The sequence below is a fragment of the Agromyces sp. Leaf222 genome, assembly GCF_001421565.1.
Classification (GTDB): domain Bacteria; phylum Actinomycetota; class Actinomycetes; order Actinomycetales; family Microbacteriaceae; genus Agromyces.
On record NZ_LMKQ01000001.1, the window covers coordinates 901,336 to 919,573 of the forward strand.

At 71.7% G+C, this 18,238-nt stretch carries 13 protein-coding genes; 10 read left to right on the top strand and 3 right to left on the bottom strand.

Features of this window, described 5'->3' with window-relative positions; translation table 11 throughout:
- Nucleotides 1-4 precede the first annotated feature (4 nt).
- The 5 genes from ASE68_RS03870 to ASE68_RS03890 all read left to right on the top strand — a co-directional run bounded on the left by ASE68_RS03870 (nt 5) and on the right by ASE68_RS03890 (nt 3,773).
- On the top strand, nt 5-880 hold the full coding sequence (locus tag ASE68_RS03870) for an amidohydrolase (RefSeq protein ID WP_055855321.1): 876 nt from the start codon (nt 5-7) through the stop codon (nt 878-880).
- A complete protein-coding gene (locus ASE68_RS03875; RefSeq protein ID WP_055855323.1) occupies nt 873-1,727 on the top strand; it encodes a fumarylacetoacetate hydrolase family protein in 855 nt (284 codons plus the stop codon). The genes ASE68_RS03870 and ASE68_RS03875 overlap by 8 nt, the downstream gene beginning before the upstream one ends.
- On the top strand, nt 1,724-2,491 hold the full coding sequence (locus ASE68_RS03880) for an SDR family NAD(P)-dependent oxidoreductase (protein WP_055855325.1): 768 nt from the start codon (nt 1,724-1,726) through the stop codon (nt 2,489-2,491). Before ASE68_RS03875 ends, ASE68_RS03880 begins: the two co-directional genes overlap by 4 nt.
- Nucleotides 2,488-2,811, top strand: coding sequence for an L-rhamnose mutarotase (locus ASE68_RS03885; RefSeq protein ID WP_055855327.1), 324 nt, complete (start codon nt 2,488-2,490; stop codon nt 2,809-2,811). Before ASE68_RS03880 ends, ASE68_RS03885 begins: the two co-directional genes overlap by 4 nt.
- Before the next feature lie 164 nt (nt 2,812-2,975).
- Nucleotides 2,976-3,773 (top strand): alpha/beta fold hydrolase, encoded by a 798-nt coding sequence (locus tag ASE68_RS03890; RefSeq protein ID WP_055855329.1) that lies wholly within the window; start codon nt 2,976-2,978, stop codon nt 3,771-3,773.
- Between the two features lie 26 nt (nt 3,774-3,799).
- Here ASE68_RS03890 and ASE68_RS03895 read toward each other — a convergent pair whose 3' ends face one another.
- From ASE68_RS03895 to ASE68_RS03905, 3 genes are all read right to left on the bottom strand, one after another.
- On the bottom strand, nt 3,800-4,909 hold the full coding sequence (locus ASE68_RS03895) for a DNA glycosylase AlkZ-like family protein (protein WP_055855332.1): 1,110 nt from the start codon (nt 4,907-4,909) through the stop codon (nt 3,800-3,802).
- 58 nt (nt 4,910-4,967) lie between these two features.
- On the bottom strand, nt 4,968-6,332 hold the full coding sequence (locus tag ASE68_RS03900; protein ID WP_055855334.1) for an FAD-binding oxidoreductase: 1,365 nt from the start codon (nt 6,330-6,332) through the stop codon (nt 4,968-4,970).
- A gap of 119 nt (nt 6,333-6,451) precedes the next feature.
- The gene (locus ASE68_RS03905; RefSeq protein WP_082461971.1) at nt 6,452-9,928 is read right to left on the bottom strand and encodes a glycoside hydrolase N-terminal domain-containing protein; all 3,477 of its coding nucleotides are present in this window, start codon (nt 9,926-9,928) and stop codon (nt 6,452-6,454) included.
- A gap of 269 nt (nt 9,929-10,197) precedes the next feature.
- On the opposite strand from ASE68_RS03905, the gene ASE68_RS03910 reads away from it, so the two are divergent.
- The 5 genes from ASE68_RS03910 (at nt 10,198) to ASE68_RS03930 (ending at nt 18,129) form a co-directional block, all read left to right on the top strand.
- The gene (locus tag ASE68_RS03910; RefSeq protein WP_055855336.1) at nt 10,198-11,790 is read left to right on the top strand and encodes an ABC-F family ATP-binding cassette domain-containing protein; all 1,593 of its coding nucleotides are present in this window, start codon (nt 10,198-10,200) and stop codon (nt 11,788-11,790) included.
- 153 nt (nt 11,791-11,943) lie between these two features.
- Entirely contained in the window at nt 11,944-15,678 is a 3,735-nt protein-coding gene (locus ASE68_RS03915) for a right-handed parallel beta-helix repeat-containing protein (RefSeq protein WP_055855338.1), read from the top strand.
- Between the two features lie 144 nt (nt 15,679-15,822).
- Nucleotides 15,823-16,635, top strand: a complete 813-nt coding sequence (locus tag ASE68_RS03920) for an MBL fold metallo-hydrolase (protein ID WP_055855340.1) — start codon at nt 15,823-15,825, stop codon at nt 16,633-16,635.
- A 43-nt stretch (nt 16,636-16,678) separates the two neighbouring features.
- The gene (locus ASE68_RS03925) at nt 16,679-17,155 is read left to right on the top strand and encodes a GNAT family N-acetyltransferase (RefSeq protein WP_055855343.1); all 477 of its coding nucleotides are present in this window, start codon (nt 16,679-16,681) and stop codon (nt 17,153-17,155) included.
- 62 nt (nt 17,156-17,217) lie between these two features.
- A complete protein-coding gene (locus ASE68_RS03930) occupies nt 17,218-18,129 on the top strand; it encodes a hypothetical protein (RefSeq protein WP_055855345.1) in 912 nt (303 codons plus the stop codon).
- The last annotated feature ends 109 nt before the right edge of the window (nt 18,130-18,238 follow it).

The following is an 18,238-nucleotide window of genomic DNA, read 5'->3' on the forward strand; positions in this document are numbered from 1 at the left end:
CCGCATGACCGGGGTCATCGACGCCCATCAGCACGTGTGGGATCTCGAGCGGGCCGAGTACTCGTGGCTCACGCCCGAGGCCGGAGTGCTGCACCGCACCATCGAGATGGGCGAGGTGCTGTCCGAATTCGCCGCGGCCGGCGTCACGGGCAGCGTGCTCGTGCAGTCCGCCGACAACGACGACGACACCGACCACATGTTCGAGGTGGCCGCCCGCAATCCGGTCGTGCTCGGCGTCGTCGGCTACGTGCCGCTGCACGAGCCCGCCCGTGCTGCGGAGCGCCTCGCCGAACTGCAGCGGCGACCGGGCTTCAGCGGCGTGCGCAACCTGATCCACGACCGGCCCGACCCGAACTGGCTGCGCCGGCCCGACGTCGACGAGAGCCTCGGCCTGCTGGCCGCCGCCGGAGTGCCCTTCGACGTGGTCGGCGTGCTGCCCGAGCACCTCGAGGCCGTGCTCGCGATCTCGGAGCGGCATCCCGAACTCGACCTCGTGCTCGACCACCTGAACAAGCCGCCGATCGGGGCGGAGACGAGCGATGCCCGGAAACCGTGGGCCTCGCTCATCGCCCGCGTCGCCGAGAACCCGCGCGTGCACGGCAAGGTCTCCGGCCTCTACGCCACGACGGGCGACCCGGCCGGCTGGACGGTCGACGCGATCCGCCCCGTCTTCGACCACGCGCTCGAGGTCTTCGGACCCGACCGGCTCATGTACGGCGGCGACTGGCCCGTCTCGCTCATCGCGGGCGGCTACACCCGCGTCTGGCAGGGGCTCTCCGAGCTTCTCGCCGACCTCACCGACGCCGAGCGCGCCGGCATCCTCGCGGGCACCGCCCGCAGGTTCTACACCCTCCCTGGATCGGAGCCCTTCGATGACTGAACCCTTCACCCTCGCCCGACTCGGCGACGTCGGCCGTGAGGTGCCCGTCGTGCGGGTCGGTGCCCGCACGCTCGACGCGAGCTCGCTCACGACCGACTTCGACGGCGCCTTCTTCGCCGCCGACGGCATCGCCCGCATCGCCGCGGCGCTCGACACGCTCCCCGCCATCGACCCGACCGGGCTGCGCGTCGGCGCACCCATCGCCGCCCCCGGCAAGGTCGTCTGCATCGGCCTGAACTACCGCGACCACGCCGAGGAGACCGGAGCCGCGCTCCCGGCCGAGCCTGTGATCTTCATGAAGGACCCCTCGACCGTCGTGGGGCCGTTCGACGACGTGCTGATCCCGCGCAACTCGACGAAGACCGACTGGGAGGTCGAGCTCGGCGTCGTCATCGGCACCACCGCCCGCTACCTCGCGTCGCCCGACGAGGCCCTCGCCCACGTCGCTGGCTATGCGGTCTCGCACGACGTGTCGGAGCGCGAGTTCCAGCTCGAGCGCGGCGGACAGTGGGACAAGGGCAAGAGCTGCGAGACGTTCAACCCGCTCGGCCCGGTGCTCGTGCCGGCCGCCGACGTCGCCGACCCGCAGGCCCTCGGCCTGCGGCTCTGGGTCAACGGCGAGATCCGCCAGAACGGCACGAGCGCCGACATGCTCTTCTCCGTCGCGCACGTCATCTGGTACCTCAGCCAGTTCATGGTGCTGCGCCCCGGCGACCTCATCAACACGGGCACCCCCGCCGGCGTCGCGCTCGGCATCGAGGGCAACCCGTACCTCCGTGCCGGCGACACCGTCGAGCTCGAGATCGACGGCCTCGGCCGGGCGAGCCAGAACCTGGTGCAGGCATGAGCGCCCGCGAGTTCGACGGCCTCGTCGCGATCGTCACGGGCGGGGCGTCCGGCATCGGCCTGGCCACCGCGAAGGAGCTCGTCGAGCGCGGCGCCACGGTGGCCGTGCTCGACCGCAACCTCGACGGCCTGCCCGACCCGCTCATCGGGTTCACGGCGGATGTCACCGACCGGGCCTCCATCGACGCGGCCGTCGCCGAGGTCGCCGAGCGGCTCGGCGGCATCGACGTCGTCGTGAACAACGCCGGCATCAGCGCCGTCGGCACCGTCGCCGAGAACGACGACGCCGAGTGGGCGCGCGTGCTCGACGTCAACGTCATCGGCATGGCCAGGGTGACCAGCGCGGCGCTGCCGTGGCTGCGACGTTCCGACGCGGCATCCGTCGTGAACGTCAGCTCCATCGCCGCGCTCAACGGCCTGCCGCAGCGCGCGCTCTACTCCGCCTCGAAGGGGGCGGTGCTGGCGCTCACCTACGCGATGGCCACCGACCACGTCGCCGAGGGCATCCGCGTCAACTGCGTCTGCCCAGGCACGGTGCACACGCCCTTCGTCGATCGGATGCTGCAGGGCTTCGCCGATCCCGTCGCCGAACGTGCGGCGCTCGACGCCCGACAGGCGACCGGCAGGATGGTGGCGCCCGACGAGGTCGCGGCCGCGATCGCCTACCTCGCGAGCCCGCGCTCGGTCTCGACCACGGGCACCGCGCTCGACGTCGACGGCGGCGTCTCGCACCTGCGCGTGCGCCCCGCGGGAGCGCGCTCGTGAAACGCCTCGCCTCGGTCATCGGCATGCCGGCCGAGAACCGCGAGGAGTACGAGCGCCTGCATGCCGAGGTCTGGCCGGCCGTGCTCGAGCGACTCACCGCGAGCAACATCCGCAACTACTCGATCTACCGGCACGGCGAGGTGCTGTTCGCGTACATGGAGTACGTCGGCGACGATCTCGAGGCCGACATGGCCGCGATCGCCGCCGACCCCGAGACGCAGCGCTGGTGGTCGGTGTGCGAGCCGTTGCAGCGCCCGTTCCCCGAGCGGGCCGAGGGCGAGTGGTGGATGGAGCTCCCAGAGGTCTTCCACCTCGACTGAGCGGATGTCGCGGGGCCGGCCGTGCCGACGTCGCGCGGGCCGGCGGCGGCAGAACTCCGGAGTTCCGGGGCGACGCGCCGCGTTCGCCGGCGGTGACGCGGCGAGGCGAGCGAGATCTCCGGAGAACGGCCGGCCGAGGGATGCCGGCACGGCATGATGTCGGTATGGCCCCAGACATCCCCGGCATGATCGGCATGCCAGCCCCGCAGTTCGTCATGAGCACCAACGGGCGCCGTATCGCGACGTACTCGTGGGGCGACGACGAGGCGCAGACGGTGCTGCTCGTGCACGGATTCGCGTCGAGCGCGCGCGACAACTGGGTGAACACGGGCTGGGTGCGAGACCTCACGCGAGCCGGATACCGCGTGCTCGCGATCGACCAGCGCGGCCACGGCGCCAGCGACAAGCCCTACCTCGACCGCGCTTACGTGATGGACCTCTTCGTCGAGGACGTCGTCACCGTGCTCGACGACCACCTGCTGCAGAGCGTGCACTACGTCGGCTACTCGCTCGGCGCCCGCGTGGGCTGGCAGGTCGCCGTCGCGCACCCCGAGCGCGTCGACCGTGCGGTGCTCGGCGGCATCCCCGACGGGCGTCCGCTCGCGCGCCTGCAGATCGACCAGGCCCGCGCCTACCTCGAGCACGGCACCCCGGTCGAAGACCAGGTGACCCGCAACTACGTGACACTCACCGAACGCGTGCCCGGCAACGACCTCGGCGCCCTCATCGCGCTCGCCGAGGGCATGCGCCTCGGCGATGCGGATCCGGATGTCTCGAACCCGCCGCCGCAGCCGGTGCTCTTCGCCACCGGCAGCGAGGACGCGATCCTCGAGCGCTCGCGCCTGCTTGCCGCGGCCACGCCGGGCAGCACCTTCCTCGAACTGCCGGGGCGCCACCACTTCAACGCGCCCGTGTCGCGGGAGTTCCGCCACGGCGCCGTCGCGTTCCTCGGCGAGGGCTGAGCCGCGACGGCGGAACGGCGCCCGCCTCAGCCCTCGCGGCCCGGCTGCTCGACCTCGAGCCCGAGCCAGCCGGCGAGGCTGCCGATCTCGGCCTCGACCGCCGCCGTCGTCGCGCGGTCGAAGGCCATATCTTCATGGATCGCGTTGATCACGAGCACGCCCCGCTTGCGATCGGCGACGGCGTCGAGTTTGCCGACGAGGCGGTCGCCGTGCAGGATCGGCAGCGCGAAGTAGCCCCACCTGCGCTTCGCGGCGGGCTTGTACATCTCGAGCGTGTACTCGAAGCCGAAGAGCTGCAGGGCGCGCACCCGGTCGTAGGCCAGCCGATCGAACGGCGAGAGCAGCGCGGTGCGCCCGCTGAAGCCCGACCGCACCTCGTCGAGCAGGGCGGGGTGCACGCGCCATTCGCCCGGCACGCCCTCGACCACGGCAGACTCGCCGGCCTCGCCGACGTCGACGGGCTCGAGCGGCATCTTCGTCGACTTCGCCCGCGCGATGCCGAGCGCGGCGAGGCGGCGTTCGTCGCGCGCACGGGCCGCCTGCTCGAGCGTGGGTGATGCGGTCTCGGCCGGGTAGACGCGGTCGGCGATCGTGAAGAGTCGCTCGCGGCCGCGCCTGGCGGCGATCGCGATCTCGCCCTGGAGCACGAGGTACTCGAGCATGCGGCCGACGTTGCGGTTGTGGGTCCAGCCGGTCGACTGCCAGGGCACCACGCTGGTGTCCTCGATCTCGCGCGACGGCAGGGGCACCGATGAGGCTGCCAGCCGACGCAGGACGTCTCGCCGGAAGTCGGCGTTCTGCTCGAGCCAGGTGCGGGAACGCTCCCAGGTCGGCGAGGCCGCCATCTCCGCACGGAAGAGCGGCAGGTCGGCGATCGGCCGGATCAGGGCGTCGAGCTCGAACAGCGATCGCTCCTGCTCGAGCGCGTGCACGAGGTCGGCCGGCCGGTAGGCCGCGCCGAGCCGGCTGAAGGCGACGAGGTCGGCGTTCGGCGCGATGGCGGCGGTGGGGTCGACCTGCAGCAGCGTGAGGCGCTCGACCATCGGCAGCAGCCCGGTCGGACGCTCGGCGTCGAGCATCTGCGCACGCACGGCGACACGACGAGCGGTCGCCGCGTCGAGCTGGTGCATGTTCATGCCCGGATCAACGGCGGACCGCCCGCACGGCCATGGTCACGCCGGCCGGATCGCGCGGTCACGCCGGCCGGATCGCCCGATTGCTGCGGATGAGCCCGCCCGGGTCGACCCGCTGCTTCACGGCGGCGAGCCGGTCGACCACGGCCGGCTCGTAGACGTCGGCGAGCGTGCCGGCGCCGAGCATCGACGGCACCCCGCCGAGCACGCCGTGGCGGTCCGCGAGATCGTGCAGTGGTTGCAGCGCGGCCACCGGGTCGATGTCGGGGCTCACCAGGAGCACGCCGGCGCTGAGCAGCAGTGGTGCGCGGATCGCTCCGACGGCCGAGAGCTCCGAGCCGAGTTCTTCGGCCGTCGCGCCCCCCATGGCGCGCAGACCGCAGCGCATGAGCCCGCGCTCGGCGCCGGCGAGGAAGGCCTCGACCAGCTCGGCGGCGAACGCGTCGTCGTCGCTGCCGATCGACGCACCGAAGTCGGCCGTTGGCATGGGGTCGGTCGGTTCGGCGGCCACCGCGGCGAGCTGCCCGATCGTGAACGTCGTGAGCGAGTTCGCGATGGGCTCGGCGACGGCCAGCAGGCGGTCGGCGTATGCACGACCCGTCGCCTCGTCGCCGAGGTGCACGAGCCCGATGGAGGCGACGACGCGACCGCGGAGGTGCGGCGGCATCACGGGCAGGTCGGGGAACTTCATCATGCCGATGTCGAGACCGAGTTCGGGCACCTCGCGGGCCAGCGCGAATGCGGCCGAGATCACGGGAACGGCCGCCTCGGACGGGAACACCAGGCTGCCGCCGAAGATCGCGTCGGCCGGGAAGAGCTCGAGCTCGATGGCCGTGACGACGCCGAAGTGCCCGCCGCCGCCGCGCAGGGCCCAGATGAGCTCGGCGTCGTCGGTGTCGTCGACGCGTCGCACCGTGCCGGAGGCCTCGACGAGGTCGACGGCCACGATCGACCTGGCCGTGAGCCCGTGGCGGCGGCTGAACATGGAGTGCCCGCCGTTCAGCGCCAGGCCGACGACGTTGACCTCTGGGTTCGACCCGGCGAGCCCGATGAGGCCCGTGCCGTCGAGCGCCTGGAGTGCCGGCCCCCAGTTGACGCCCGCGCCGACGCGGAGCGTGCGGCCCTCGACGTCGACGGTGATCTCGTCGAACGCCGACGGGCGGATCAGGACGACCCCTTCGAGGTCGTCGGTCGCCCCGTGCCCGTTGGGCTGGGTCGTGACGCCGAGCCCGGCCGCGGTGGCAGCGGCGAGGATCGCCTGCACGTCGGCGACGTCGGCCGGCGTCGCGACGGCGGCAGGGCGTTGGTCGACGCTGAGGTTCCACGGCGATCTCGCCGTGTCGTACTCGGGCTCGCCCGGCAGCACGAGCGTGCCGGTGAGGTTCGATCGGAGGTCTTCGAGCGCAGTCGCGCGGGCGTCGGTCATCGGTGGAGCCCCTCTCATCCGCCGCACACGTTACTCCCGGCGACCGACACCGTCACGGGTCGGTCGCGTCCGCGTGGGGGCCGGCTCCGCGGGATCCCGCGGAGCCGGCCCGGGCGCGGTCAGGCGCCTGCCGCCTCGTACGCCACGTCGCGCACCGTCGTGAGGGGTGCGCCGCCGACGGTGCCGGTGGCCGTGACCCGAACGGAGCCCGCCGGGATCGCCGCGAGCCGGGTGGAGAACGAGTGGAGCGCGTTCTTCCCGGCCTTGACCGAGGCGATGGCCTTGATGCCGTAGGGCGTCTCGAACTCGTACGACACCGGGACATCCATCTCGTTGGTCGCCTTGACGACCAGTTGCCGCTTGCCGGCGATGAGGCGGGTCGTCACGTCGACCGAGAACGCCAGGGCCACGGCCGGCCCCAGGTCCTGCATGGGCTGACCGGTCGAGGGGTTCGCGGGGCGCACCCGCCGGTCCTCGCCGTTGACCCGCACGATGACCGGGTTCGCGTTCGGCGCGCGATCGGCGACGATGTCGTACGAGGTCACCACCCCGTCGGCCCAGGTCGCGCTGACGCCGTACCCGCCGCGGGCGCGAAGACCGGCGAAGGACCCGGTCGCCCAGTCGTCGGGCGTGGCGGGCAGCAGGTTGATGAGGCCGCCGTGGCTCTGCAGCAGCATCTCGATGACGCCGCCCGGGATGCCGAAGTTGCCGTCGAGCTGGAAGGGCGGGTGGTTGCAGAACAGGTTCTCGAGCGTGTTGTAGGTGAGCAGGCCCCGCAGCATGACCTGCGCGCGCGTCGCGTCGCCGAGGCGCGCGAACAGGGCGGTGCGCCATGGCCAGGTCCACGATCGGCGGCTGTCACCCGTGACGGTGCCTGCCGTGAACGGCACCCCCTCCTTCTCGCCGCAGCGGGCCTTGAGCGACACGAGCGCCGCCGCCGCGAGCTCGGGCGTCTCGGGGGTGATCTGTCGACCGGGGTACACCGCGAAGAGGTGCGAGGTGTGCCGGTGCAGGTCGTTCGGGTCGTCGCGGTCGGCCTGCCACTCCTGGAGCTGGCCCCAGCTGCCGATCTTGTTCGGTGCGAGTCGCGACTGCAGGTCGGTGATGCGCGCCCGGTATGCGGGGTCGACGTCGAGCGCCGCGGCGCATTCGCGGTAGTTCTCGAAGAGGTCCCAGATCATCTGCTGGTCGTGCATGACGCCGTCCTCCCGAGGGCCGTGCTCGGGCGACCACCCGTTCGGCGCCACGAGGGTGCCGTTCGGCAGCTCCTTCAGCTCGTGCTCCCAGAACTGGCAGATCTCCTTGATCATCGGGTAGGCGAGGGTCTCGAGGTAGGCGCGGTCCTGCGTGAACGCCCAGTGCTCGTAGAGGTGCAGCGCGTACCAGGCGCTCGAGACGGTGTTCCACTCCCATCCGTTGCCGCCGAAGATCGACTGCGAGGTGCGCGCGGTCCACCCCGGCGTGTCCTGGCCGAACGCGTTGCGGGTCGCGACCCGGCTCGGCACGGCGACCTGCTCGATGAACCGGGCGAGGCCGAGGTGCGAATCGCTCAGGTTGCCGGTCTCGGCCGCCCAGTAGTTCATCTGGATGTTGATGTTCGTGTGGTAGTCGGAGCCCCACGCCGGCTGGTTCTGGTTGTTCCAGAGGCCCTGCAGATTCGCCGGCAGGCCGTCGGCCTTCGACGAGCTCAGCAGCAGGTAGCGCCCGTAGTCGAACATCGCCTGCTCGAGCGTCGGGTCGGCGGCGCCGGACTGGTATCGGGCGAGCCGGTCGACCGTCGAGAGCTCGAGCACCGGCGCATCCGTGTCGCCCCAGTTGACGGCCGCGGCGGACATGAGTTCGTCGACCTGCGCGGTGTGCTCGTCGCGGAGGTCGTCGAAGGATCGGGCGGATGCCGCGGCGAGCGCCGCATCGATCTTCGGCAGGGGCGCCTCGCCGCGCCATCCGTCGGCCGCGCTCATCTTGTAGTCGGTTCGCGCGTCGAGCAGGATCGTGAGGGTCGTCGCCCCGCTGACGGTCAAGGTCGTGGCGTTGCCGCCGACCTCGCCGTCGGTGTCGACGAGCTGGGCGACCGCCGCGTACCGGAGACCGTTGAGCAGTGCGCCCTCGAAGCCGATGCGGCGCTCGCCGGCGTTCGCGGCGACCGGCACGTTCGCCTGCCCGGACGCGATGGAGACGGCCCCCGAGAACCCGGCCGGGTCGTCGGTCGTGTAGCGGAGCACGACGAGGTCGGCGCCGCGGCTCGCGAACGCCTCGCGGAGCACGCGGCCGGTGCGCAGGGCGTACCGGGTGTGGTGCAGGCCGACCGCGGTGTCGAGCGAGCGCCGGTAGTCGGCGGCGATGCGTCGTGTGCGCGTGTCGAAGCCGCTTCCGGTGAACGCGATGCCGGCGACCTGGAAGGCACCGGGTGCGGTGAACGTGAGGCGGTACCGCGAGTACGCGGTGGTGTTGGCGAAGGCGAACTCCTTCGCCTCGCCGCGGGAGGCGAACGCGGTGCCCGTGCGGGAGTCGAGCTGTTGCCAGGTCGCGCCGTCGTTCGAGGCCTCGAGCACCCAGTCCCGCGGGTCGGCCGCGGACGTGTCGGCGGCGCTCGTGATCACGTAGTTCGTCAGGGCGCGCTTCGCCGTGAGCTGGAGTTGCCAGCGGGCGCCGGGCCCTGCGTCCGCGACGCGCCACGCGGTCGCCGCATCACCGTCGATGCTGCGCGCGAGGTCGGCATCGCCGTCGCCGGAGTGGCCGCTCGGGGAGGTCGCGTACACGAGGTCGCCCTGCACCAGGTCGACGCCGCCGAGGGCGATCTCCGAGACCTGGAAGTGGCTGACGCCGGCCTTGGGCACGATGTCGAGGCGGTACCGCGTGTACGGCGTCGTGTTCGCGAACGTGAAGGTCTTGGTCTGCTTGCGCTGCTCGAAGGGCGGGCCGGTCCGGGTGTCGAGCGCGACCCAGGCGACGCCGTCGTTCGAGCCCTGGAAGACCCAGTCCTGCGGATCGCGGGCCGGCACGTCGTTCGCGCTCGTGATGCTGTAGCTCGAGACGACGGCGGCCGAAGGAAGGTCGGCCTGCCAGAGCACGTGCGACGGCGGGCCGATGATGCACCACTTCGTGTTGGCGGTTCCGTCGATCGTGTTCAGCACGCCCTCGCCGCCCGAGATCGTGTAGGGGCCCCCGGGCGACGAGATCTCGGGCCCTGCCGCGAAGGTGATCTTCATCGCGCCGAAGTCGCGGTACGAGCCGAAGCCGGTCTCGCTCGTGTCGTACTCGCCGTCCCAGTCGTTGAGCCCGCCCCAGAAGCTGTTCTCGCTGAACGCCACGACCTCCTGGTCGGGGTTGCCGAACAGCATGGCGCCCATGCGCGCGTTGCCGATCGGGAGCGCCTGCGTCTCCCAGTTCGTCGCCGGCACGCCGTACCAGAGCGCCTTGCGCGAGATCTCGGGCAGGGCGAGCGCGGCGGCGGCGGCACGGGCGCCGCCCGCGTGCAGTGGCGACGCGGCCGCCGATGCGGTGCCGCCCGCGAAGAGGCCGGGCACGAACGGCGCGAGTGCGACGACGCTGCCGAGTTGCAGCATGCTGCGTCGGTCGAGTTGGTGATCGAGCATCTGAGAAGAACCTCCAGGACGTCTTTGGTCTGGTGTCTCGGTCGCATCAACGGTACGTTTGCCGTGAATAGCCGATTCTGAGTCATCCTTTCGCATTAAACATCGGATGTATAGCCCGATGTGATGCCGGGCGTCGGAGCCCGTGCATCCGCGCGGCGACCCCGCGCACGCGCCGACGCGGCCGGAGCGCTCAGACGGGAGACGTACGCTTGGGGGCGCCAGACCCCGGCACGCGGCATCCGCTCGACGTGCCCACCGAGAGGACCCCAGTGAGCCTGATCCGCCTGAACGACGTGAGCATCGAGTTCGACGGGCGACCCGTGCTGAAGGAGGCGTTCCTGAAGCTCAAGGCGGGCGACCGCGTCGGCCTCATCGGCAAGAACGGCACCGGCAAGACGAGCCTCCTCGAGGTCGTGCTCGGGCGCCGTGAGCCGTCCAGCGGCACGCGCGACGTCACGCTCGGCACCACGATCGGGTACTTCTCGCAGTTCTCGGAGCTCGATGGCGAGCAGAGCATCGAGCAGACGCTGAGCGCGCATTTCGCGCAGGTGCACGAGACGCAGGCGCGCATCGACGAGATCGGCCTCGCGCTCGCCGAGCCGATGGGCGACGACGAGATGACGCGACTGCTCAGCGAGCAGGGCGAGCTCTTCGAGCGCATGGACCACATCGGCGGCTGGACCTACGAGACCACCATCGACACCGTGCTCACGCGCCTCGGCTTCGACGCCGAGCGCCGTGACCTGCCGGTCGGGCGGCTGTCGGGCGGATGGCGCAACCGGGCCGCGCTCGCACAGATCCTGGTGCAGTCGCCCGACGTGCTGCTGCTCGACGAGCCGACGAACTTCCTCGACCTCGACGGCGTGAAGTGGATCGAGAACTGGCTCGCCTCCTTCGCGGGTGCCGTGCTCGTCGTCTCGCACGACCGCCAGTTCCTCGACGGCGTCGTCGACCGCATCATCGAGCTCGAGAACTACCGACTGCAGGAGTACGAGGGCGACTACTCGGCCTACGTGCACGCGAAGCAGTCGCGCCTGAAGATGCTCGAGAAGCAGTTCGCGCATGAAGAGGAGCTGCTGGCCTACGAGCAGACCGCCTCGGCCGCCCGCCGTGAGGCGGCACGCAATCCGTCGAACGCGGTCGCACGGCGCCTCGCCGACATCAAGAAACGTCAGGCACCGCGCCCGATCGACCAGATCATCACGGGCATCTACGAGGGCCTGCGCGTCAGCAACGACCTGCTCACCGTCACCGGGCTCGCGAAGGGCTTCAACGGCTCGCCGTTGTTCGAGGGCGTCTCGTTCGACCTGCATCGCGGCGACCGCGTCGCGGTGCTCGGCTCCAACGGCTCGGGCAAGTCGACGCTGCTCGACGTGCTCACGGGCGAGACCGAGGCGGATGCCGGCAGCGTGCGCTGGGCGAAGGGGGCCAGGTTCGTGTCGTACAACCGGCTCTACGCCGAGCTCGACCTCGAGGACACCGTCGGGCATGCCGTGAACGCCTACCCCGACTCGCTCGCGTTCACCGCGACGAAGAAGTCCGTGAACCGGTTCCTCGCGATGCTGCAGTTCTCGGAGGCCGACCTGAAGCAGAAGGTCGGCACGCTCTCGGGCGGGCAGCGTGCCCGTGTCGCGATCGCGCAGTGCCTGCTCTCTGGCGCCGCGGTGATCGTGCTCGACGAGCCGACGAACCACCTCGACATCACGTCGACCCAGGTCATGGAGCGCGCGCTCACGCACTTCCCCGGCGCCGTCGTCGTGGTCTCGCACGACCGGTTCTTCGTCGACAAGCTCGCAGACCGGCTGCTCGTCTTCGAGGGTGGCGGGCGCGTTCGCGAGACGCCGGCGACCGGTGCGCTGTAGCCCGGACTCGGCGGGCCTGCGGAAAGGCTCCTCAGGTCAGCCGCAACGGTTGACGTGAACTTGGAAAGCGATTACCGTGCGAATCGAGCATCCGCAAGAAAGCGCTTTCTCGGCCAATCGACGCGGAACGACACGATCTCGACGAGGAGACCCATGCCCCAGCTGTCGCGCGCCCTCCGAACCTCGCTGGCGGCCTTTGCCGCCACGACCCTCGCCCTGACGGGCGCCGTGGGCGCGACCGCGCTCGGTCCATCCACCGCCTTGAACGCGGGGGACCTCCCCACCGCCGATCTGGTCGCGATCACCCCGACCGGCAGCGACTTCACGGTCTACGCCGCACCCGGCAAGAACGTGACGGTCGACGCCCACGACCGCATCTCCGACCGCGGCGAGACGTTCGCCAAGCGCATCAAGCTGAACGGGTCGGGTGCCGAGGCGTCGCGCTCGCTGCACTTCGCCGTCGCCGAGGCGGACGTGCCCACGGAGGTCTTCGTCGCCGCCCGGAGCGGCAGCGCGACCGCGGACCGCGCCGTCGCCCTCTACAACGCGACCGGCGAGGTCGGCCGAGCGCCGGCGCCCGCCGACGTCGACTCGCAGGCGGTGACCACCGAGCGCATCGCGATCACCTCGCCCGGCGAGTACTGGCTCGCGTCGCCGAGCTCCGGCGTCAACGTCTACTTCGCGCAGCTCGGACCGTTCGATCCGCAGACGCGTGCAGCCTGGGCCGACGTCGCGACGCCGGTCGTGACCTCGGTCGAACCGGACCCCGCGAACCCCGCGAACCTGCTCGTCTCCTACGAGGGCCTGCTCGGTGACGACGGCGGCGACGTGGTCTACGCCACCCTCTCCGCCGCCGACGGTGCCGTCGTCGACCAGACGCTCGGGGCGACCGACGGCATCGCCGGCACCCTCGCGTTGACGCCGCCGGCCTCGGGATCGTACGAGGTCGAGGTGCGCCTCACCCGTGCGGGCGAGGCATCCGCCCTCACCTCCGCCCGTGCCGCGGTCGACGGCTTCTCGCTCCCGCTCACCGGGCCCACCGTGACCGGCGCCCTGACGAGCGGCATCGTCGGCGGCAGGGCCACCGTGACGCTCTCGTGGTCGGCGACCGCCGAAGCCGACTCGTACTCCGTCGAGGCGAGCTCCGGCGGCGCGCCGTTCACCACCGTCGCCTCGAACCTGACCGGCACCACGGCCGACGTTCCGGGGTTCACGCCGGGCGCGAGCCACCAGGTGCGCATCGTCGCCCACCGCGGTGCCGAGTCCGCGACCGGAGTGGAGACGACCGTCGAGGTGGCCGGCGAGGTCGAGCGCTGGCAGATCGCCGACATCGGGTCGAACGCGGGGTCGGGTGGCTCGGTGCTCGAGCACGACGACGGATCCATCACCTTCGACGCGAAGGCCAGCTCGACCAAGCTCGCCAACAGCGAGGACGGCTTCCAGTACTTCTACACGCAGGTGGACCCCGCGACCGAGAACTACACGCTGACCGCGACGTTCCGCGTCGACGACGCGACCGCGAAGGACGCCCAGTCCGGGTTCGGCGTGCTCGCCGTCGACGACCTCGTGCCCGGCGTTTCGGCGGCGAGGTACTTCAACTCCGCCGGCGCGCTGCTCACCCGCTACCCCTTCGGCACCGGCGCCGGCGAGTGGCAGGACGGCACGCCGGGCGCACGCTTCGTGCACGGATACACGGGCGCGACCACCGACAACACGGCCGGCGCACGTGACATGAGTGACTCCGAGGCGTTCGACTGGGAGTACCGCCCCGACGCGGTCGGCCCGAAGTTCGCCGCAGGCGACGAGTACGAGCTGACGCTGCGCAAGTCCAACACCGGGTACCACGCCATCTGGCACCGCGACGGACAGGACCTCGAGGTCATCCAGTACGACCCGGAGATGCTCGACGTGCAGAACGCGGGTGCGTCGTTCGTCGGACTCGCGGTCGCCCGCAAGATCCAGGTGACCGTCACCGACTGGGAGTTCACGACCGTCCTGCCCGCCGACGACGATCCGAGGCAGGATCCGCCCACCGAGTACGTCCCGGCTACCCTCTCGGTCGACGTGACGCGCACGACCCCCGAGTCGAGCCTCGACGTGCCGCTCGTCGCGAACATGTACGGCACCGGCCGGATCCTCGACGCCTCGGGCGAGGTCGTCGGCGGCGACGTGCCGCTGACGCCCGGCGAACGCGTGCTCGTGCCCGTCGCGCTCGAGTCCGGCGTGAACGAGCTCACGGCCCGGTTCCTGCCCGCGGCCGAGCAGCCGCACCTCGGGGAGCACGAGCAGGTCGAGTCGACCGACCCGGTCGACGTGCCCCTCACCGTCACGGTCGACGCGTTCGGCGAGCCCGGCCAGTCGATCCGCGTCGCACCCGACGGCATGCCCGAGGGCGACGGCACGTCGGAGTCCCCGCTGGACCTGCCCACCGCCGTCGCCTTCGCGCAGGCCGGGCAGCAGATCGTGCTCGAGGGCGGCACCTACGCGCTGCCTCGCAAGGTCGTCGCCGAGCGGGGACGCGACGGCACCGCCGAGGCCCCGATCACGCTCATGTCGGAGCCCGGTACTCGAGCGGTGCTCGACCTCTCGGACTCGCCCGACGGCGGCCTCGTGCTCCGCGGCGACTGGTGGCACGTGTACGACCTGGAGATCACCGGCTCCGCCGACAAGCGGAAGCCGATGCTCATCCAGGGCCACCACAACATCGTCGAGCGGGTCGAGTCGCACCACAACATGGACACCGGCATCCAGATCTCCGGATCCGAGGCGGAGCCGCCCGCGTTGTGGCCGACCGACAACCTGGTCGTCTCGTCGGTGTCGCACGACAACGCCGACCTCGGCGGCAACGACGCCGACGGCTTCGCAGCGAAGCTCAGCGTGGGCGAGGGCAACGTGTTCCGCTCGAACATCGCGTACAACAACATCGATGACGGCTGGGACCTCTATGCCAAGTCGACGACCGGCCCGATCGGCACCGTCGTCGTCGAGGACTCGGTCGCCTACGACAACGGATGGCTGCAGGCCGACCCGAGCCGAACCGGCGAGGGCAACGGGTTCAAGCTCGGCGGGGAGTCCATGCCCGGCGACCACCTGCTGCGCAACTCGGTCAGCTTCGGCAACCTCGCCACCGGCGTCACCTCGAACTCCGGGCCAGACATCCGCCTCGACGGGGTCACCTCGGTCGGCAACGACCGCGGCGTCCGGCTCGAGACGAACGCGGCAGCGACCGACTACCGCGCCTCGGGCGTGCTCTCCTGGCAGTCGCCGCAGACCGATGTGCTCGCGTTGAAGCAGGCCGATACCTCGCTGCTCACCGATCCGACGAACCTCTGGAACACGGGAGTCGTGTCGCCGGTGACGGCCGACTGGTTCGAGTCCGTCGACCTCGACGGCGTGCGCCCCGAGATCGCGGCCGACGGTTCGGTCGACATGCACGGCCTGCTCGAGTTGACGGATGTCGCGCCCGCCGCCTCGGGCGCCCGGTTGGGGCCGATCGCCGAACCGACCGAGATCACGGTGCTCCCCGAGGTCACGGTGCCGTTGGCCAACCTCACCGCTCCGTCGATCGCCGGGAACCCGGTCAAGGGGGATACCCTCACGGCCGACCCCGGCACCTGGTCCCACGGCGAGGCGACCATCGCCTACCAGTGGCTGAGCGACGGGGAGCCGATCCCCGGCCGCAAGGGCACCGAGGCGACGTACAAGGTCCGCGGCGGCGACGTCGGCCACGACCTGTCGGTCGCCGTCACCGCGACGGTCGACGGTCAGGCGCCGGTGACGGTGAACTCGACCGCGGTGACCGTGGTCAACGACCGCCCGGGGCCCGCGCAGGTGATCGCGCAGATCGTGCAGGCGCTCCTCGACTGGCTGCGGAGGCTGTTCGGCTGAGCGCTGATCGGCTGAGCGTTTCCGTTCGTGCCCGTCGTCGCCGCTGGAGCGGACACGCCGGGCACGACGGGAAACCCTCGCCGAGACCCCCGGCCCGAACGGGGACCTCGACGCGCCGGCACCGCGTGCCCTAGTGTCACGGGCATGAAGCTGACGCGCATCGGCGGCCCGACCGTGCTCGTCGAACTCGACGGATGGCGCCTGCTCGTCGATCCGACGTTCGATCCGGCCGGCCGGCACTACGCGTTCGGGTGGGGCACGGGATCGACGAAGACGGCCGATCCGGCGATCGACGTCGGCGACATCGGACCGATCGACGTCGTCCTCGTCAGCCACGACCACCATGCCGACAACCTCGACGACGCCGGTCGCGCGATGCTGCCGTCGGCCGGCGCCGTGGTGACCACCGCGAGCGGGGCCCGTCGGCTTGCGCAGGCGCCGCCCGGCGAGCGCGTGCCCGCCGAGCGCCTGCACGGGCTCGACGACAGCGGCTCGGTCACGCTGCCGGCCCCTCGCCCCGGCCTGCCGACGCTCGTGATCTCGGCGACCCCGTGCCGGCACGGGCCGCCGCTCACGCGCCCGATCGTCGGCGACGTGGTCGGCTTCGCGGTGCGCCGCCGGGGCGAGGAGCAGGTGGCCCTCTGGGTCACGGGCGACACCGTGCTCTTCGAGCCGCTGCGTCGGACCGCTGAAGAGCTCTCGATCGACGTCATGCTCGCCAACGTCGGGGGTGTGAGGTTCGGCGTCACCGGGCCGCTGCGCTTCACGATGACGGGCCGCGATGCCGTCGAGCTCGTCGGCATCGCCGCACCGCGCGTGGCGACGTTCGCGCACTACGACGGCTGGTCGCATTTCGTCGACGGCGAGGAGGGGCTGCGCGACGCGATCGACGCGTCGGCGGCATCCGTGCACGATCGCGCCGTGTGGCTCGTCGACGGGGTCGCGGTCGAGGTCTGAGCCGCGTTACCTGGCCGACTCACGCGGGTGTGAGAATCATCCGGTGCCAGAACTCGTGATCGCCCCCGGAGACCTCGCCGACCCGCGCGTGCTGCGCCTGCTCGAGGACCACCTCGCCGACATGCACGCCACTTCGCCCGCCGAGAGCGTGCACGCGCTCGACGTCTCGGGCCTCGCCGATCCCGCGGTCAGCTTCTGGGCCATCGCCGACGGCGACGAGGTGCTCGGCTGCGTCGCCCTGAAGCAGCTGTCGCCCGAGCACGGCGAGCTCAAGTCGATGCGAGCGGATGCCGCGGCGCGCGGCCGCGGCCTCGGTCGCCGCCTGCTCGAACACGTGCTCGACGAGGCCCGCCGCCGTGGCTACGCGCGCATCAGCCTCGAGACGGGCACCGAGCCGTTCTTCGCGCCCGCCCGATCGCTCTACGAGAAGGCCGGATTCGTCGAGTGCCCGCCTTTCGGCTCGTACGCGCTCGACCCCAACAGCGTCTTCTACACGCTCGAGCTCGACGCGCGCGCCTGACCCGGGCTGCCGCGGTCGCGGCGCCTCGTGCGCGACACCCGGGCGCGCGACATGATGGGGCGATGAACGTCGAGCGTTCCGAGTCGTCCGAGTCGTCCGAGTCGTCCGAGGCATCCAACGCCCCGCCCGTGCACGACCTCCGCGGTGAACGGCTCGCGGAAGCGCGGGATGCCGCGGCCCGCCGTCGCCCCGCGCAGTTGCTCGCCCAGTGGGCCGACGACGGCCTCGTCGCGCCGTCGCCCGTCGACCTGCGCGCGAGCGTGGCGCTCGACGCGCTCGCGCTCGCCGCAGCCCCCGATCACGACGCCCTGCTGCTCTCACCGGTCGCGCCGCTGGGGGCGACGTCGGTGCTCGGCCCGACCTCGCAGGATCGCGTGCTGTCGACCATCCGTCCGGTCGAGGTGGTGTCCGATCCGACGAACGTGCTCGCCCTCGAGGCGGCCCGACGGCTGCGGGCCGCGACCGACGACGTCGTGCGCCTCTGCACGGTGCACCAGACCCTGCGCATGCAGCCGGCGCCCGCCGGCCGCGGGCGCACGCGGCACTTCCGCATGTTCGCCCTCGCCGATGCCGGCCGGGCCCGCGCCGACGACGGCTTCGAGGTCGACGCCGTGCTCGGGCAGCTCGCCGCGTTCCGGCGGCTGCTCGACGCGGCGGCCGCGGCGGGATTCGGCGCGGGCGTCGGTGCGCGCGCGATCGTGCGGGCCGACGCCGGGCGCACGGTACTCGGCGACCGCGTCGCGGCCGCCATCGCCGCCGAGTGGGCCGAGGTCGACGTGGTGCGCGAGGAGCTCGTCAACGCGTACTACGGCGGACTGCGCGTCGGGTACGGCGTGCACGGCCGAGACGGTGCATTCGTCGAGCTGGTCGACCTCGGCTGCTTCGACTGGGTCGCGCAGCTCACCGCCGACCGTCGCAATCGCTTCGTGGCCGGTGCGATCGGCATCCAGCTGCTGCCGCTGCTCTTCGCATGACCTGACCGAACCTCAGAATTGTCTTGACAAATATGCACCACCTCTTCGGTGCGGATGCCGCGGCCGAGGCCGAGGCCTGGCGCGCCTGGGTGGCGGCGACCGCCCGCTG